Raw genomic sequence first — 16603 nt, 5'->3', positions numbered from 1 at the left:
GGCCCGCTGCCTCGGCATGGAAGCCCGCCAGGGCCTGAGACCGCCCGGCCCGCACCGGCGGGACCAGGCATGCTGGAGAGACTGAACGGCATCTCGTCCGGCCGCGGCGGCGACTTCGGTGCCGCGATCCGCGCCCGCTCCGCACCCCGGCCCCCTTGCGGAGCCCGGTTGAACGGCGGCGTGCTCCGGACCCGGCCTGCCGCACCACGACGAGGCCCCTGAGAAGGACGTGCCGCGTACTCGCCGCTGTCCGAACGGGCAACACTGTCTGCCCCGAGTACTGCAAATCCGTCTTCCACGCCGTCGCCAAACCCGTCAACCGCGCCATCGACAAAATCGTCGACTTCATCGCCAAGAAGGGCAAAGCCCTCTGGGCAAAACTCAAGGGCAAGGACAAGCCGAAGAAGAAGGACCGCGACAAGGACCGGACCGACGCGCCGAGTGGTCTGCGCCTGGCCGCCCGGCAGGCCGCTGAGCGCGGGTGGAATGCGGCTGCGCAACGGAGCAGGAACGAGGTCGTGCGGGGGAACGACCTCGAATCGGCGCTGCAGGGCGCGGCGAAGTCTCGGGACGGGGTGCGAATCAAGCTCGACGTCGTCGAGAGCAGCGCCACCTGGCGGGTGAAGGCCCTCGCCGAGAAGGCCGGTAAGCGGTCCACCGCCGAGGAGGGGCGGGGCTGGGTCGCCCGGGGCGAGCAGAACGAGCGCTGGTACGCGGCCCGCGATCTGTCCGCTTTCAACCGTTCACTGGTGGACGAGGCCTTCACCGAACTGCGCGGGGACACGGGCGGCTCCGACGACGCGGGGGATCTGCACGCGAGTTACGAGCAGAAGATCGCGGCGGGGCGGCGGATCGAAAGGGTCCAGCAGGATCGTCTGGACGGCCGGATCAGAGGTCTTCGCTTCTCGATTTCCACCGAGTCGTTCTCCGGGGCGGAGAAGGACAAGGAAATCCGCACCACGATGAACGTCAGTCCCAATGAGACGGCGAAGACGGGAAACGTGCCACTGAGCGGAGAGGTGTTCCCGTACAAGATCGGAGAGGCGGCGGGGTCGGTCGAGCTCGCCAAGGCCCGGCAGCCGATCGAGAACCCGAGCCGCATCCGTATTCCCATGCTCGGGAAAGAGGCGATGACGGGATACGTCGTCAATATGGCGGCGCAGCCGGGAGAGGTGGAACGAACATCGCCTCGCGCTATATCGACGAGGCGTGGGCGGGCTCCGACGCGAAGGAACTGGCGACGGCGAGCACGGCCGTGGTGATCGGCATCAATACGTACAAACGGCTGGACCCGCAGGAGAACAAGGAGGGCAAGAACACGATCCGGGCTGCCATGGCCGGGATTGACCAGCCGAACCGCCTCCGTATGGCTGCCATGGGCTTTACGTGGACGCCGAGTTGGGAACACATCAGCAAGGGACGCGTCCCGCTGGCCGAGGTCCGGCAGGCGTATCAGAAGCTGTCCGACGCGGAGAAGAGACAGGCCATCGCGGCGAACGAGTCGAACTGGCGCGACGGGAAGAAGCTGCCGTACGGGATCTTCCTCAAGGCGGTGCTCGGCTCGTCGCACACGGCGGCCGGGGAACGGTTCCCAGGGGATGAGCCGGAGGATCTGCGCCGCAGCCATCGGGCGTACGCGCTGGTCATGCAATCGCAGACGACCGCGAGGGCGATGAACCTGGCCCGGGAGTTCCGCAAGGAGAACCCGCGACCGAGCGCTGCGCCGCATCCCTCCTGGACGTCATCCACCAGCACCACGCCGACATCCTCCGCCGGCTCGCCCACCGGAACCACCTACCGTCGAACCGCGGAACGGGCGCGGTGGACTCGGCGGACGTCGAGGAGGCCCGGGACATCTTGACCCAGATCGAGGATCTGCAACACCAAGTCGTGGCCCGGAGCCAGAAGTAGAGAACCAAAATCTGGACACACGACCGGGCTCACCCCGGTCCGCGGAGCTCGGGCCTGCAATTTCGCCTCTTCTTTGCGTGGACACGGGAAGAGCCGAAGCACAGCACGAGGCAGGTCCACCAGGCAGCTGAGCATGCAGTCCGACCACCTGGCGCCGGACTGTCAATCGGCCCGGGCGGGCGGGTCGTTCACGGGAAGCCGTGCTCGCGCTCGTGCGATCAGGGCCGCGGGGTCAGGGCGCGCCTGCAGCGCGTTCAGGACCAGGAGCCACCACTGGTCGAGCCGGGACCCGAGTTCCTGCTCCCTCGCCACCTCGTCGGTGAGGCTGTACAGACCGAAGAGCGCACACACGAGTGTCGTGGCGGTGCCCGACGGCTCGATCCCCTCGGCGAGTTCTCCCCTGGACCGGGCCTCGGCCAGAAGCCTCGTGACGGCCGCGGTCCAGGCGGCAAACGGTGCGGGTACGGGCGCGTCGATGCCCCGGCGCTCGGCCCACAGGCGGGCGCCGGCGCGGGCTACGACGTCCTCGCGCAGGACTCTGGCGATTTCGAAGCTCAGAGCGACGAGCTTCTCAAGCGGCGGAATGCCTGGGGCCGTGTAGTGCTGGGCCAATTGCGGCCATGCGGCGAACTGTTCACCGACGACAGCGAGGGCGAGCTTTTCCTTGCTCGAGTAGTGAAAGTAGATGGCTCCACTGGTCTTCCCCGAGCGGCCACTTATGTCATTGATGCTGGTGCCTGCGTATCCTTGTTCGACAAAAAGTTGCGCTGCGGCTTCCAGTAGGGATCTCCGGGTCGCTCTCGCCCTGTCTTGCACGTATGTTCCACCTTCGTTCATTCATGCAATGAGTTGGGTACAGGGGGGTAGTGCGCCCGCGCATTGGCGGCACTGCGCCACTGACCGCGGAGCTTTTATTATTCTTCGACCGTGCGTGCATGTGGGTGACATCGGTGAAATTTGCGACCCAATCCCGATGATTCCGAGAACGGGACCGCCCTCAGCGGCCGCTATGGCGGGGTTTGCAGCAACTTACCTGCCTCACAACAGAGTTGATCGGTCGCACGGCATTCCAGAGCTGCCCTTCGGCCGCCCCTCCCCTCGCGTTTAAACTGCGACCGACCTGCCGTCAAACACTCGAAGGAGTGATTGCGTCCCTCTTCGGACAAAATTAACGTAGTGACCACGATGTTTTCGGGCTCGACCCACGAGACGGACGTTTTCCGGAGCGGTGGGCCCCACGCAGGCGGATCGACCACCTTCGCGCGCGGTCAAGAAAGACCGTTCGGCATCCCAGGCTGAACGGTCGAGCGCATCTCTCCCGCAGTCCGACATCTCACGAACCCGGCGACAGAACGGAGTCGGCGAACTCTCCCAGAACGGCAGAGAAATGACAGCTCATCGCATCCTTGGCTGGTCCCCGGCCGCAATCGTCTTCGATTGCGACGGAACCCTGATGGACACCGAACGCCACTGGCAGGACGCACGCAACAGAGTCTTCAGAGAGTTCGGCCTCAAGCCCCCGGCCGGATTCGCCGAGCGAGCCAAGGGGGTGCATTACACCGAGTGCGGGAGCCTCATGGCCGAGGCGACCGGAAAGCCTGGCCTCGCCGACGACATGACGCATTCACTTCTCCAGCACTTCACTGCGTTGGTCGCCGCAGACCCCGTCACCATGCCGGGCGCGGCAGCTCTGGTCCGCCTGGCCGCTCGCCATCTACCACTCGCGGTTGCCAGCAACTGCCCCCTGGACATGGTGGAGTCCAGCCTGGACCGGGCCGGACTGCTGGGATACTTCGGCCATATCGTCGTCGCGGGCGACACACTGCGGCCCAAGCCCCATCCGGACGTCTATGCCGCTGCGGCAGATCTCTGCGGCGTGCGGCCGCAGGAGGCACTGGCGGTGGAGGACTCCCTCACCGGTATCGAGTCGGCGCGAAGCGCAGGTCTACGCGTGCTGGGAGCCGGCCCCCGCCCTGCCGGGCGGGGTGCGGACCGGGTCGATTTATGGGTCGGCACCCTGGGTGACCCGGAGCTGACCGCCTGGGCCAACACCTGGATCGCCATGGCGGGACCACCCCACGAATGAGGCGCCGGGCACCTCGTTCGAGATCTGCGCGCACTCTCCGCCTACCGGTCGCCGCTGAGGACCCATCACACCGATGAGCTCACCGTCACCATGAATGCCGGACGGGCGGACGTCGCCCCGCCCGAAAGGAGGGAGTTGTACCGAGGCGACGTGCGGCCGCCAGTGATTCCGGGTGGGGTCGACGGATCGAGGTCAGGTCGGCGACGGATACGGCACATTGACCGCAGCCGCCTCGGCCGCCCTCATCCTGACCGCCCGCACCGAAGGCATCGTGCTCGACCCGATCCACACCGGACGCGCGATGGCCGGCTTGATCGCGGCGGTCGAGGGCGGCGACGTGTTACCTGGGCAGCGCACGGTCTTCCTGCATTCGGGCGGTATGCCCAGCCTCTTCGGTCACGCGGCAACGCTCGCGAAACCGGAGGAGGCGCTGACGCTCTCGGCTCCGTAGCCGGTAGGTCACGCCCACATCGCCACAGGCTGCGACGCCATCGGGAATCGACTGTCCAGCCCTCCGCACGCCCGGTCTTCTTGTGCAGCGGTCGAGCTGCGCTCCAGCTCCATCGCGACGATGCCGGAATCGGCCGGGCTCCTGACGTCATCGCCGCCGACATGACTGCCGGTTCATCGCCCCGGTAGGCCTCGCGCCACGCACACCGGGTTCAGCCCGGCCAGAAGGTCAGGAAGCCGCTCGTATGTGCGTGCACTCCACCAGCTGAGCTCCGTCGCCACAAGAAGGAGGGCGAGCGCTCAGCGGGCCCTTGCTGCGCAGGCCGCGGCCCGATTTCACACGGCTCGGCCGAGCGCTGCCGCCTGGCCACCAGCGGCCGGCTCGGGCCACCGACCCCGCCCCGGTCTCACTATTCAGCCAAATTTGACATTAGCTCGCCTTATGAAAGATAAAGAAGGTCCTTTGGGTTGAAGTTCACGCAGCGTGACATTCGAGGCGTGACAGCCGACGTACGTCTACGTGAATGAGTAATGCCGTGTCCCACGCCGCTGTAGTGCCCGACCAGCCGTCCGACCCCGCCGGGGACTGGGAGGCATGGCGCGCCGAGCGGCGGCGCTCCGTCACCTCGGCCGCCGGGAATCTCGCCCTCGTCGAGACCCGCTGGGCCCCGGCCGGCGAGCGCCCCGATCTCGCTGCGGCCCGTGCCGGACAGCCGGATTCTGTGACTGTCACCACAGTGGAGCGCACCGACTTCGTCACCGGCGAGCCCGAGTACGGTCTCCGTTTCTGGGACGCGCAGTCCCCCGCGATCCAGAAGTTCGATCGCACCGATGTCTTCCCGTACGACCCGGCCTGGGTGCTGGAGGCCTCGTACACCCCGGTGCCGGGTGCCAGGCGCGTCGGGTTCGAGCACATCCGGGACAACGGCGGCACCCGTGACCTCGTCGTGCCGGGTGACATCGAGCTCACCCTGGACGGCCGGGAGTACACACTGAGCGCCTTCGACGACGACGGCACCCTGCTGCTCGTCTTCGGCGACCCCACCAACGGCGACATCACCTACGGTGCCGGGCGCTTCCTCTTCGTCACTCACACCGGCGAGGGCCGCGTGCTGCTCGACTTCAACCGTGCCTTCGTGCCGCCCTGCGGATTCTCCGACCAGTACAACTGTCCGATGCCGCCGCGGCAGAACCGTTTCCACCTGCCCGTAGAGGCCGGAGAGAAGCGGCCCGTCTTCCGGGACGGCTTCGCCGCGTAGCACTGATTCAACCCCGCACTCCCCCGCCTCGCAGCACGAAAGCGCGTACTCCTCATGAGCATCAAGAAGACTTCCCTGTACGGCGGAGCCACCGCCGCCGCCCTTGCCCTGACCCTCACAGCCTGCGGCGGGGGGTCCAACGCGGGCGGCGCCGCCGGCGGGGCGCACGACAAGAACGCCACAGTCAACATCGGTTCGCTCTACGAGCCGCAGAATCTCGACAACACCGCGGGCGGCGGCCAGGGCGTCACCGAGGCACTCAACGGCAATGTGTACGAGGGGCTGTTCAAGCTCACCGACAACGGCAAGGTCGAGAATCTGCTCGCCCAGGACTACAAGGTCAGCGGCGACGGACTCACGTACACCTTCACCCTGCGCGACGGTGTGAAGTTCCACAGTGGCAAGAAGCTCACCAGTCAGGACGTCAAGTACAGCCTCGAAAAGGTGATCGCGAAGGACTCGCAGTCCGCGCGCAAGAGCAATCTCGAGGTCATCAAATCCGTCGAGACGCCCGATCCGCACACGGTGCAGGTCCGGCTGTCGAAGAAGTCGATCTCCTTCGTCTACAACCTCTCCTACGTGTGGATCATCAACTCCGACGCGAAGGGCCTCAAGACGACCGAGGACGGCACAGGCCCGTACACGCTGGACAAGTGGACCCGCGGCTCCGCTCTCAGCCTCGCCCGCTTCGCCGGCTACTGGGGTGACGCGGCCAGCAACAAGCAGGTCGTCTTCCACTACTACAAGGACGCCACGGCGCTGAACAACGCGCTGCTGACCAACGCAGTGGATGTCGTCACGAGCGAGCAGTCGCCCGATGCCCTCGACCAGTTCAAGAGCAATCAGAACTACAAGGTCAACGACGGCAACTCGACGACCAAGCTGCTGCTCGCCTTCAACGACAAGGCCAAGCCGTTCACGGACGTCAAGGTCCGCCAGGCCGTCTCCTCGGCCATCGACGACAAGAAGCTGCTGGAGTCCGTCTGGGGCGGCTACGGCAAGCCCATCGGCTCCATGGTGCCGCCCACCGACCCGTGGTACGAGGACCTCACCGAGGTCAACGCCTACGACACCGCGCGGGCCAAGAAGCTGCTCGCCGAGGCGGGATACGCGAAGGGCTTCTCCTTCACGCTCGACACCCCGAACTACGACCCGCACCCCACCGCGGCGACCTTCATCAAGTCGCAGCTCGCCAAGGTCGGCATCACCGTCAAGATCAACACGATCACGCCGGACGAGTGGTACACGAAGGTCTACAAGAACCACGACTTCACGGCCACGCTCCAGGAGCACGTCAACGACCGCGACCTGGTCTGGTACGGCAACCCCGACTTCTACTGGGGCTACGACAACAAGCAGGTCACCCGGTGGGTCGAGGAGGCCGAGCAGGCGTCCAGCACCTCCGAGCAGACCGAACTCCTGAAGAAGGTCAACCGCAAGACCGCCGAGGACGCGGCCAGCGACTGGCTGTACCTGTACCCGCAGATCGTCGTGGCCAACAGCAAGCTGTCCGGCTACCCGGTCAACGGTCTCAACTCCCAGTTCTTCGCCTACGACATCAAGAAGGGCTGATGGGCCGGTATCTCCTGCGCCGTCTCGCCTTCCTGTTGGTTTCGCTGGCGCTCGCGAGCGTGGTCCTGTTCGCCCTGCTGCGGATGCTGCCGGGCGACCCCGCCAACGCGCTCACCTCGGTGGGCGCCAGCCCCGAGCAGATCGCGGCGGCCCGGCACTCCATCGGCTCCGACAAGCCGCTGCCGGAGCAGTTCATCCACTGGATCGGGCAGTTGGCGAGTGGGGACCTCGGTACGTCGTTCGTGAGCTCGCTGCCGGTCGGGCCCGAGATCGCCTCTCGGCTGAACGTCACCATCCCGCTCACCCTGGCCGCGTTCGTCCTGGCAGTGCTCATCGCCGTTCCGGTCGGCTTCGTGGCCGCGCACCGGCGCCGGACCTGGTACGGCGCGCTGCTCAACGGAGTGTCCCAACTGGGCATCGCCGTACCCGTGTTCTGGCTCGGCATGATCCTCATAGCCGTCTTCGCCCTGAACGCCGGCTGGCTTCCCGCGGGCGGCTTCCCCCAGGACGGCTGGTCACAGCCGGCGGAGGCGATCCGCTCACTCGCCCTGCCCGTCATCACCATCGCGCTCGTGATGAGCGCCTCGCTGATCCGCTACGTCAGGTCGGCCGCACTCGACGTACTGGGCAGCGACTACCTGCGCACCGCGCGAGCCATGGGCTCATCGTTCGGACAGGCCATGTGGCGGCACGGGCTGCGCAACGCCTCCGTGCCGGTGATCTCGATCCTCGGCATCGAACTGGCGTCCACGCTGCTGGGCGCGGTCGTCGTGGAGTCCGTGTATGCGCTGCCGGGTCTCGGCTCGCTGCTCGCGACCGGCATCGCGCAGCACGACTATCCGGTGATCCAGGGCGTGCTGTTCGTCTCCACGCTCGCGGTGCTGATCATCGGCTTCACCGCCGACTTCGCACAGCGGATCATCGATCCGCGGCTGCGCGGCAGGCTCTCGGGAGGTGCCCGATGAAGCAGTCGCCGAAGCGCTCGTACACGTTGACCGTCGGATGCGTCCTGGCCGGCCTGATCGCCGTGCTTGCGCTGGTCTCGCTCTTCTGGCTCCCGTACACCGCCGACGACACGTCCGGCGGACGGCTCACGGGCCCCGGTGCGGGCCACCTCCTCGGCACCGACAAGCTCGGCCGCGATCTCTTCACCCAGCTGATGACCGGCTCCCGTATCGCCTTCGAGGCGGGCCTGGGATCGGTCCTCATCGCGGCCGCCCTCGGTGGCACGCTGGGTGTGCTGGCCGCGTTCGCGCAGGGATGGCTCGACGACACGCTTTCCGCGTTCCTCGACATCCTGATCGCTTTCCCGACGCTGCTGCTGGCCATGCTCATCGTCGCCGCCCGCTCGGCCACGCTGGGGTCCGCCGTGCTGGCGATCGGCCTCGCGCAGAGCGCGGTCGTGGCACGGCTGGTGCGGATCCTGGTCAAGCGGGTCCTGGCACAGGACTACATCACGGCCGCGCGCACCTCGGGCACGTCGTGGCCGCGGATCGTGGCCGGGCACGTACTGCCCAACATCTGGCCGACGCTCGTGGTGAACCTGGCCCTCCAGTTCGGGCTCGCGGTGCTGGCCGAGGCCGGCCTGTCCTATCTGGGTCTGGGAGCGCCGCCGCCCAACGCCTCGTGGGGCCGCATGCTCCAGGAGGCGCAGGTCACCTTCACGACGGCCCCGGCAGGGGCGCTGGCCCCCGGCATACTTCTCGTCCTGCTCGTCATCGGCGTGAACCTCATCGCCGACGGACTGCGCGACACCCTCGACCCCGCGGCCCGGCGGAGGCGCGCATGAACATTCTCGACGTACGCGACCTCACGATCCGTACGGCTGACGGGCGCATCCTCGTCGACCGCCTCTCGCTGACCATGGCCCCCGGCGAACGCCTGGGCCTCATCGGAGAGTCGGGCTCGGGGAAGTCGCTGACCACCCTCGCCGTGCTCGGCCTGCTGCCCGACGGGATGACGGTCACCGGCAGCGCCGAGCTCGCCGGCACCCAGATCGTGGGCGCGAGCGAGAAACAGCTCACGGGAGTGCGCGGCCGGGACGCCGCCATCGTCTTCCAGGAGCCGCTCACCGCGCTCGACCCGCTGATGCGCGTCGGCAGGCAGATCGCCGAACCGCTGAGCAGAAGGCAAGGGCTGAAGGGCGCCGGACTGAAGCGGGCTGTCGCAGCAGCTCTGGAGCAGGTGCAGCTACCCGAGCCCGACCGCATCGCCCGCGCCTTCCCGCACGAAATCTCCGGCGGCCAGCGCCAGCGCGTCGCACTCGCCATGGCACTGGCCTGCGACCCGAAGCTGCTCATCGCGGACGAGCCGACCACCGCCCTCGACGTCACCGTGCAGTCCGACATGCTCGACCTGCTCGACACCCTCGTGCGGGAACGGGACATGGCCGTCCTCTTCGTCAGCCACGACCTCGCGGTCGTCGCGAAGGTCACCGATCGCGTTCTGGTCATGAAGGACGGCCGCGCCGTCGAGGAGGGCGACGTCCGCGAGATCGTGCGCACCCCGCGTGAGCAATACACCAAGGCGCTGGTGGAAAGCGCGCGGCAGCTGGAATCAGCTCTGGACCTGAGGAGCACGCGATGACGCCCGTACTGGAGCTGAACGAAGCCTCCTTCAGCTACCGAGGACACGCCGCGCCCGTCGTCGAGGACATCTCCCTCACCGTCGAGACCGGGCAGAGCCTCGCCCTCGTGGGCGAATCCGGCGCGGGCAAGACGACTCTGCTGCGGCTGCTGCTCGGGCTCGCCCGGGCTACCACCGGCACCGTCCGGTTCGACGGCGAGGAGCTGAAACCGCGCAGCAGTGAGCAGATGCGGCGTTTCAGGCGCAGTGTGCAGTGTGTCTTCCAGGACCCGTACTCGTCCCTGGACCCGCGTCAGCGCGTCGGCAGCATCGTGTCCGAGCCGCTGCGCTCCCTCGGCATCGACAGCAGGAGCACGGCCGGGCCCAAGGTGGCCGACGCCCTGGAGAGGGTCGGACTCCCGGCCGACGCCGCTGAGCGCTATCCGCACGAGTTCTCCGGCGGCCAGCGCCAGCGCATCGCGATAGCCCGCGCGACCGTGTGCGACCCGCGAGTGCTGCTCGCCGACGAGCCCGTCAGCGCACTCGATGTCACCACTCGTGTCAAGGTGGTCGACCTGCTCAACGAGTTGAAGCAGGAGCAGGGCCTGACTCTCGTCATGGTCTCCCACGACCTGTCGGTGGTCGCCTCGCTGTGCGAACGCACCGCCGTCCTGGAGAGCGGCCACATCGTCGAACAGGGCGAGACCGCACAGGTACTGGGCGCTCCCGCGCACCCGTACACGCGTCGCCTCGTCGAGAGCGTGCCGCGACTGCCCGCTTGACCGGCGGATGCGAGCCTTTGGCGATTCGATCACTTCGATGTCCGGGTCCGTATCGAGCAGGCGGTCGCGGTCGGCGAGTTCGAAACGGGCCGGCCTGAACCCACGCGGTCAACGGATGCCGTCTGCCGTGAACGGTCGCGCGGGAAAAGCGGTGGGACACGAAGGCCTCCGTGCGGTGTGCTCCTGGACAACTCCACCGCATCGGGAGCCTTGACCATGTTCAAGGGCCACCGGTTTCGACAACGCTCCTGATCAATACACTCGGCTCACGCCGCGACTGCTACCCGGTCCCAGAACCAGTACAGGCTGACGATCACGATGGGCGCGGTCATCGCGGGCAGGGCCCAGCGGTGTGCGGGGGTCCGGCGAAGGAGGACCAACAGCGGGAACACTGCGGCGATGATGCCCAACTGCACCGCCTCGATGCCGACGTTGAAGCTCAGCAGCGACAGCAGCAGCTCCCAGGACCAGCTCTCATCGATGCCGAGCGCGCCCGCGAAGCCCAGACCGTGGACGAGGCCGAACAGGAAGACGGCCGGCAGCCGCCGGCGTCCGCTCCCCTCCCGGTCGCGAAGGACGACGCCCGCGAGCGCCACGACGGCGATGGAGGCCGCGATGACCGGCTCCACGATCGATCCCGGCACGTTCACCACGCCCGTGGCCGCCAGCAGGAACGTGACGCTGTGCGCGGCCGTGAAGGCGGTCGCCGTGAGGACGATGTCGCGCAGGCCGCGGGCGCCGATGAGCAGCGACAGCAGGAAGAGGATGTGGTCCAGGCCGAACAGCAGGTGTTCGGTGCCGAGCAGGAAGAACTCCACGATCTGGTGCGACTCGTGGTGTCCGCCGGTTTCCAGGGCGGGCTCGGCGGCGGACAGCACCTGGGAGCCCCGCTGCCCGTCGATGTCGTAGTGGACGATCGTCTCCGTGCTGTGGACGAAGCTCTCCGCGTCGGGGAACAGGGCGCTGGAGATGGTGTAGGTGCCGTCGGCACCGCCCGTGCAGTCGTACGCCAGGGTGAGGACGGCGAACGGCCGGGTGCCGCGGGTGCGGATGTCCGCGTCGCCGACGCGGCGGGGCGTGCAGGAGGTGCCGTCACGGGTGACGGCGAAGCGTCCGGTGACGTACGCGGTCACCGCTTCGGCATGGGTGTCGAGCTGGCGCAGCTGCTCCACGCGGCCCTTCGCCTCGTACGCCTCGGCGTACAGCCAGGCCGACTTCATGAGCAGGTCGTATTCGAGGTCGAGGGTCGCCTCGACGCGGGCTCCGGCGCCCTCCACCTCGACGTACGCGGTCGAGGTCGCGTCGTGCGCGGCGGCGGGGGCCGGGTGGGCGAGGCCGGCGGCGAGCACGGTCACCAGGGCCGCGACGGTGGTGAGGAGTGCGGCGGGCAGCCGGCGCCGTCGGAGCCGGGACAGCCAGGAGGAGGGCAGGGGCGCCGGCAGGGGCAAGGGGGCAGGGCGCATGGATGTCTCGGTTCTCGTTGTCAAGGGCCGGGCAGTGGTGGGCCCGCCGTCCCGGACCGCTCGGGTCCAGGACGGCGGGCGTGGGTGCCGGACAGGTGCTACCGGCGGGTCATCCGGTCACCGCCGGTCGGCGGACGACGTGAACCACGGGTAGGCGGGCACGTCCGGTCCCCAGGTGCCGGGCCGGCCGTGGGCGTCCTTGGTCACGAAGGCGCTCGGCGCGGAGGCGGTCACGCCGCCGCCGGTGGAGCGTGCCGTGACGAACCACGCGTGGGTCGTACCGGGCTTGAGTCCCTTCCAGGTCACCGAGGCGACCTCACCGGAGCCGGCCTCGGTCTTCCCGATGACGCTCACAGGGTTGTAGAGCGCCAGCGAATCGGTCTTGAAGGTCGTCTTGCGGGTACTGAGGTCGATCGGGAGGACCATGTTGTCCTCGGTGCCGTCGTAACGGTGGTTCGTGTCGTACTCGGTGGCGCCGAACTCGTCGAGCAGCGGGGAGTAGGTGTCCACGGTCAGCTCGGACCGGTCGACGTCGAACTGGAGCATGCGGAAGAAGCTCGCGCCGAACTGCAGCTGGTCGTCGGGCCGGTAGCCGCCGATCTCGGTGAGCCCGAGCCGGTCCGCGGACACCGTGTAGAACTGGTAGTCCGCGAGCAGCTCGACGACGTCGTGACCGACCTCGCCGATCCTCGGCTTCACGTTGGTGCCGACGCCGTGCTCATGACCGGCGAGGATCAGGAACACGTTGGGGTTGTCCTGGACCACCGTCTTGTACAGCATCGAGCCGTCCGGCGCGGAGAACTGGGCGCCGCGTCCGTCGGGGTTGCTGCTCGGGGCGAGGTAGTCGTGCGAGAGCAGGATGCCGTTGCGGTCGGGGTAGCGTTTGAAGACGGAGTCGGCCCATTCGGCTTCCTCGCGCGTCACCCCGTAGGACAGGCCGACCACGACGAAGTCGAGGCCGCCGGCGGAGAACAGGTCGTAGTGGTTCTGGTTGTCGCCCTGGCGCCAGGGGCCTCCGTACTCGGCGTGCTCCCAGCCCTTCGAGAGCGCCTGGTAGCGCTCGGGCCCGTAGTACTGGTTGTAGATCGCGTCCGGACCGTTCTCGGTGCCGGACTGGTTGTCGTGGTTGCCCGCGATCACACCGTTCGGCACGCCCGCGTCGTCCAGGATCCTCTGCTGCTTCGATGACACCTCCAGCTCGCCGGTGACCTGGCGCCGGGTGGCTTCGTCGGCGGGCTTGCGGATGTTGCTCTCGATGATGTCGCCGGTATGGGCGACGTACGCGATCTTGCGCTTGTCCTTGTTGTCCGCGATCCAGCGCGAGACGTCTCCGTACGCCTTCTCCCAGACCGCGCGCTCCTGGGGCGTCTCCTGCTCCACCGCACCCTCGGAGAGGTACTGCGTGTCGGTGTAGTGGACGATCGAGAAGTCGTACGAGTCGGGGTCGGCGAACCCGTTCGGGTCACCGGCGTCGATGTCGTCGGCGAACGGGTCCTCGCCAGTCACCATGACGTGGACCTGCTGCCGGTCGACGTATTTCCGGTCGACGACGGCGGTCAGGACGGTGTCGCTGTCGGCGGCGCCGCGGGCGCTGGTCAGGACATCCCATTGCTTCGTCCCGGTGTTCCACACGCGCAGCGCGGCGAGCCGCTCGGGGTCGAGGACGCCCTCCCAGCGCAGCACCGGCGCGTCGACATGGCCCTTCACCTGGACGTCGAACCGCTGGTACGTGACATCCTCGGCGGCCGGCGCGTCGAGCGTCCTGCCGTCGGCGGGTGCGAGGCCGTCGGCCTTCACCTTCTTCTCGCCCTTGACCTTGAGCGTCGTGGGAACGGACGTGGCCGTTCCCACGTACACCTGGTCGGGAGTGAGGATCTCGGCCTCGGAGAAGGTGGCGCTCACCGTGCCGCCGTCGGGCTCGGCCACCTTCGCCGACAGTTCGACATTGCTGCCCGCGTCGGTCGTACCGGACTTCGGGGTGAGGTCGGCGGGGGTGTCCGGGATACCGGCGGAGGTGAACTTCACTTCGCGGGTGCCTCTGTTGCCGACGCTGTCGGTGCCGGACACCGACAGCGTGTGCTCGCCGGCGGACAGACCGGGGCCCACGGGGGCGCCGAGCTGGATCGGTTTCCCGTCGAGCTTCACATCGGGGCCGTCCGCCACGCCGGAGAGGTCTCCCAGCCGGACGTCGAGGACGACCGACGCGGTGATCCGCCGGCCGGCGGCGGGGGTGCTGGCAGAAACCTGGGGCGCCGAGTTGTCGGTGACCAGGACGCGGGTCGCGGTCCTGCCGGTCTTCGATGTCGCGGCCAGGGTGTGCTTTCCGTCGTCGATCTTCGTGGTGTCGAGATCGGCACGGAGGCCCTGGGCCGGACCCTCGACGAAGAACTCCAGGTCGACCTCGGTCAGCGGATTGACGTTGTCGCCGCAGTTGCCGTCGCCGAAGCTGTACGAGCCCTTGAGCATCCGGCCGGTGGCGGTGCCGTTCGCCGGGGTGAGGGTGATGTCGGAGACGGCGAAGTCGTCGCGGTTGTCCCCGCACGAGGTCGGATACGTACCGGCGACGAAATCGACCGTGTTCCAGCCGGGGACCAGCCACTCGTTCGGGAAGGTCAGGCCGACGTGTTGGCTGACGAAGTCGCTGTCCAGCACGTGCTTCTGACCGTTCACCAGGATGTGGTTCCGGTATCGGGCCTCGATCGAGTTGCTGCCCACGGTGAAGCCGAGGGTCGCGTTGCCGAATCCGAGGGTGTCGGAAACTCGGACGGCCTGGGCGTCGATCGTGTAGTGGAGTTCCACCTCGCGCAGGCGGGTGTCGCTGTTGCCGCAGGTGCCGTCGCCCATGGCGTACGAGTCCGCGATGTCCTGGCCCGTGACGGTCGCGCCGTCGAGGGCGAGGGCGAGCCGCGCTATGTCGAAGTCGTCGCGGTTGTTGCCGCAGCTCTCCTTGTACGAGCCGGTGACGACCGTGATGGTGTTGTCGCCGGGCACCAGGTGGCGCGCCGGGATCGCTATGTCGACCCGCTGACTCACCCAGGTGCCGCCCAGGTCGATGCGCTTGCCGTTGACGAGCAGGTAGTTGTCGTTCCGGTCGTCGATCGAGTTCGACCCGACGTCGAAGGAGAAGGTCGCCGCGCCGTTGCCGAGGTGCGGATCGGTGACGGGCGTGTCACCGTCCACGGTCAGCGACTCGACGTCGCCCTCGGCGCCCGCCGGGAAGTTGGCGAAAACCGGTTGCCGGCCCTTCACCAGCGTGCCGTCCTTGGGCAGCAGCCGGGGGGCGCCCGCCGGGGCGTTGTTCACCGTCACGGTGTTCTTGACCGTCTTGCCCGAGACGGTCCTGGTGGTGAGGGCGTGCTCGCCGTTGGCGAACTTCGTCGTGTCCAGGTCGGCTTGGAGGCCGGTGGTGCCCTGCGGGTCGCCCAGTACGAAGAAGCTGAGTGTGGCCTTCGTCAGCAGCGAGGTGTTGGAACCGCAGCTGCCGTCGCCGAAGGAGTAGGTGTACTCGTTCTCCTCGCCGTCCGCGACCTCGCCGAGCAGGTCCAGGCTGATGTCGGACAGGACGAAGTCGTCGTAATTGGTGCCGCACGAGCTGTCGACCTTGCCGGCCAGGATCTCGATCTTGTTCTCGCCCTTGACCAGGTGCTGGTTCGGGATCTCGATCGTGCCCCGCTCGTTGACGAGGTCACCGATGTCGGCCCGGTACTCGCCGTTGACGAGCACGTAGTTGTGGTAGCGGGCCTCCGTCGAGTTCGACCCGACGTCGAAGCCGAGCCGGGACACCCCGACCGTCCTCTCGGCGTCGATCGCCTTCCCGTCGACCGCGAGCCCCGTCACGGAGTCACCGGCGAGCGTCGGCGTCGCCGCGGCCTTCTCCGTGCCCTCCAGATACGCCCCGTCGCCCGGGGTGAGGACCGGCAGGCTCGTGCCGACCGCCGACCCGCTCCGCCCTGGTGTGTGCTGCTCCGCACCGGTATCGGCGTACGCCGTCGTCAGGTTGCCGCTCACGAGGAGCAGCGCGGTGAGAGCCACCCCCGCGAGCCGTCGTCCACCCGATCTGCCACCCGGCCGTGTTCGCCGCTCTGCTGGCCGCATCAGCAGCCGTCCTTCCTGATCGCTGCAGGGTGAAGGGCACGCCGTGAAGATGTACGACATGCCCATGGCGAATCCTGGGCAGCGCAGGTGAACGGAGTCGGATCACCCGTGAACCATCAGCGGAAGGATCCCCGTCAACGGCCGCGGCCACGGCCGGAACAGCTGCACAAACGTCGACCCCAGGGCATACCCCACATGGCGAGCCCAGGGGTCGTCCACAGCCGGGACGACTTCGGCCCGCTGAAACTCCAGCCCCGTCCCGGGCGGCTGACCGCGTGCGCAATCACGCAAGGAATCGGTTGTGCCATTGCCGCGGGGCCGGCCAGGGCCGGTGCTCGCGTGGCGTCCCTGCGCCGCCCGGCGGTTGGCGGCCGGAGGAACCGGGTTGTTGCATCGAACCTCGCCGGGCTGCCTGCCACA

General features: G+C 68.0%; 13 protein-coding genes. 10 read left to right on the top strand and 3 right to left on the bottom strand.

The features are described 5' to 3' along the window. Positions 1-155 precede the first annotated feature (155 nt). Both GA0115254_RS06330 and GA0115254_RS06325 read left to right on the top strand, forming a co-directional pair. Entirely contained in the window at positions 156-1262 is a 1107-nt protein-coding gene (locus tag GA0115254_RS06330) for a hypothetical protein (protein ID WP_093894296.1), read from the top strand. Beyond that, positions 1259-1861 (top strand): hypothetical protein, encoded by a 603-nt coding sequence (locus tag GA0115254_RS06325; RefSeq protein WP_141720770.1) that lies wholly within the window; start codon positions 1259-1261, stop codon positions 1859-1861. The genes GA0115254_RS06330 and GA0115254_RS06325 overlap by 4 nt, the downstream gene beginning before the upstream one ends. A 212-nt stretch (positions 1862-2073) precedes the next feature. Here the strand turns inward: GA0115254_RS06325 and GA0115254_RS06320 are convergent, their stop codons facing one another. Beyond that, positions 2074-2748, bottom strand: coding sequence for a ScbR family autoregulator-binding transcription factor (locus tag GA0115254_RS06320; protein WP_093894294.1), 675 nt, complete (start codon positions 2746-2748; stop codon positions 2074-2076). A 550-nt stretch (positions 2749-3298) separates the two neighbouring features. Between GA0115254_RS06320 and GA0115254_RS06315 the strand changes: the two genes are divergently transcribed. From GA0115254_RS06315 to GA0115254_RS06280, 8 genes are all read left to right on the top strand, one after another. After that, positions 3299-3997 (top strand): HAD family hydrolase, encoded by a 699-nt coding sequence (locus GA0115254_RS06315; protein WP_093894293.1) that lies wholly within the window; start codon positions 3299-3301, stop codon positions 3995-3997. 217 nt (positions 3998-4214) lie between these two features. After that, positions 4215-4448 carry a hypothetical protein gene (locus GA0115254_RS06310; protein WP_176740002.1) on the top strand — a complete coding sequence of 78 codons (234 nt, stop codon included), beginning with the start codon at positions 4215-4217 and terminating at the stop codon, positions 4446-4448. Between the two features lie 523 nt (positions 4449-4971). Then, complete coding sequence (locus GA0115254_RS06305) at positions 4972-5706, top strand: DUF1684 domain-containing protein (protein WP_093894292.1); 735 nt, start codon at positions 4972-4974, stop codon at positions 5704-5706. Positions 5707-5760: 54 nt separating this feature from the next. Then, positions 5761-7278: an ABC transporter substrate-binding protein gene (locus GA0115254_RS06300; protein ID WP_093894291.1), complete on the top strand. Its 1518-nt coding sequence runs from the start codon at positions 5761-5763 to the stop codon at positions 7276-7278. Further along, the gene (locus GA0115254_RS06295) at positions 7278-8243 is read left to right on the top strand and encodes an ABC transporter permease (protein ID WP_093894290.1); all 966 of its coding nucleotides are present in this window, start codon (positions 7278-7280) and stop codon (positions 8241-8243) included. The genes GA0115254_RS06300 and GA0115254_RS06295 overlap by 1 nt, the downstream gene beginning before the upstream one ends. Beyond that, positions 8240-9067: an ABC transporter permease gene (locus GA0115254_RS06290; RefSeq protein WP_093894289.1), complete on the top strand. Its 828-nt coding sequence runs from the start codon at positions 8240-8242 to the stop codon at positions 9065-9067. Before GA0115254_RS06295 ends, GA0115254_RS06290 begins: the two co-directional genes overlap by 4 nt. Continuing rightward, a complete protein-coding gene (locus GA0115254_RS06285) occupies positions 9064-9864 on the top strand; it encodes an ATP-binding cassette domain-containing protein (RefSeq protein ID WP_093894288.1) in 801 nt (266 codons plus the stop codon). Before GA0115254_RS06290 ends, GA0115254_RS06285 begins: the two co-directional genes overlap by 4 nt. Then, positions 9861-10625 (top strand): ABC transporter ATP-binding protein, encoded by a 765-nt coding sequence (locus tag GA0115254_RS06280; RefSeq protein ID WP_093894287.1) that lies wholly within the window; start codon positions 9861-9863, stop codon positions 10623-10625. The genes GA0115254_RS06285 and GA0115254_RS06280 overlap by 4 nt, the downstream gene beginning before the upstream one ends. Before the next feature lie 266 nt (positions 10626-10891). On the opposite strand, the gene GA0115254_RS06275 is transcribed toward GA0115254_RS06280, so the two are convergent. Both GA0115254_RS06275 and GA0115254_RS06270 read right to left on the bottom strand, forming a co-directional pair. Further along, the gene (locus GA0115254_RS06275) at positions 10892-12088 is read right to left on the bottom strand and encodes a HupE/UreJ family protein (RefSeq protein ID WP_093894286.1); all 1197 of its coding nucleotides are present in this window, start codon (positions 12086-12088) and stop codon (positions 10892-10894) included. A gap of 117 nt (positions 12089-12205) precedes the next feature. After that, positions 12206-16120: a metallophosphoesterase gene (locus tag GA0115254_RS06270; RefSeq protein WP_107451303.1), complete on the bottom strand. Its 3915-nt coding sequence runs from the start codon at positions 16118-16120 to the stop codon at positions 12206-12208. Between the last annotated feature and the right edge of the window lie 483 nt (positions 16121-16603).

Origin of the sequence: Streptomyces sp. Ncost-T10-10d, from assembly GCF_900091955.1 — a bacterium.
In the GTDB taxonomy this organism is placed as follows: domain Bacteria; phylum Actinomycetota; class Actinomycetes; order Streptomycetales; family Streptomycetaceae; genus Streptomyces.
This window is presented reverse-complemented; position numbering and strand designations above follow the sequence as displayed.